General features: G+C 69.8%; 1 protein-coding gene and 1 pseudogene. Both read left to right on the top strand.

The annotated features are described in order from the left end of the window. The first annotated feature begins 406 nt into the window (after positions 1-406). Positions 407-922 (top strand): DUF6912 family protein, encoded by a 516-nt coding sequence (locus tag CCL05_RS41600; RefSeq protein WP_086565742.1) that lies wholly within the window; start codon positions 407-409, stop codon positions 920-922. Positions 923-1,009: 87 nt separating this feature from the next. Further along, positions 1,010-1,444, top strand: a pseudogene (locus tag CCL05_RS41605) (HAD family hydrolase); the annotation flags it as partial.

The raw sequence follows: 1,444 nt of genomic DNA on the forward strand, positions 1-1,444 counted from the left end.
AGATTTGTATAAGAGCCAGCTGGTGGGCGGGTGGCCGGGCGCTGCTGTGCCCTGGTCATGACCTTGTGCATGAGGGGTCCCCGTTTCGTGGGCCCGGTTGATACCGGGGAGTAACTTCGGGTTGGTGATCTTGTACGGGCCCGACGGGGGCAGGGGCAAGGAAGCGGATCTCGGGTGGCGGGCGCCGGAAGGTTCACCTATCCGGGTGGCGTGGAGGGCGTGGAACCAGTCAGTGCGGGGGTGCGCCGGGTGAATGCCGGGCCTGGAGTTGCCGCGTCCGGCGTCACAGGGCGGAACTCGAAAGGGGACGCGCCGCACGTATCCTGAAGGCCCTCCGGAGCCCTCCGACCGTGACCACGACCACGAAACGACCACGAAAAAACGACCACGAAAGAAGCGGCCAGCCATGCGTGTCTACGTCCCTCTGACCCTCCCCGGTCTCGCCGAGGCGTACAAGACGGGTGAGCTGGGAGCCGGGCCGTTCGTCGCCTACGCCGTGACGCCCGGGCTGCGCGAGTGGTACCTCTCCGACGACATCGAGGAACTGGAGTACGCGGCGCTGAGCCGGGCCGCGCTGGCCTCGCTGCGGCTGCTGGCGGCCGAGCCGGAGGCGCCGCGGCGGCGGGTCGTGGTCTCCGTGGACGTGCCCGACCGGGCCGCGAGCGCGGACCCCGACCGGGGGCTCGACCCGGCGGCGCTGGGGGAGGTGCGGGTCACCGGCCCCGTCGCGCTGGCCAAGGCGGCTTCCGTGCATGTCGACGCCGCGGACGCGGAGGCGGATGTGACGGCGGCGGCCGAGGCACTGCCGGCGGCGGACGGTGGGGACGACGACGCGCAGTTCGTCGTGGACGGGGCGGACGACCACGAGCTGCTGTGGTTCGCCACGCAGGAGATTCCCAACCTGGTGGAGCGCGGGGACTGAGCGCCGGGGCGGGTGCTCTCGGCGTTCAGGGGGGCGCGTTGAGTCGCCTTTCTCTTGATTGTCAGTGGGGGCGGGTACGTTTTGGGCATGGGGAAGCAGACGGGCGCGCACATTGTCTGGGACTGGAACGGGACGCTGTTCCATGACATCGACGCGATCATCGGGGCGACGAACGCGGCCTTCGCCGAGCTGGGGCTGGAGCCGCTGACGCTGGAGAAGTACCGGGAGCTCTACTGCGTGCCGGTGCCGAAGTTCTACGAGCGGCTGATGGGGCGGCTGCCGACCGAGGCCGAGNNTGCTGTCCGGGTGGCGGTCGGCGGGGCGGAGTCAGTCGATCCTCAGCATGTATGTGCATGAGGAGCTGGTTCCGTTGGTGCGAGGGTTCGGAATCGAGCCGCACTTCATACGGGTGGACGGGCGGACCGGGCCGTCGGGGGGCAGCAAGGCCGAGCACATGGTGCGGCATCTGGGGTCGCTGAGAGTGGATCCTGAGCGGACCGTGGTGATCGGGGATGCCGCGGA

Source organism: Streptomyces africanus (genome assembly GCF_002150735.1).
GTDB lineage: Bacteria > Actinomycetota > Actinomycetes > Streptomycetales > Streptomycetaceae > Streptomyces > Streptomyces africanus.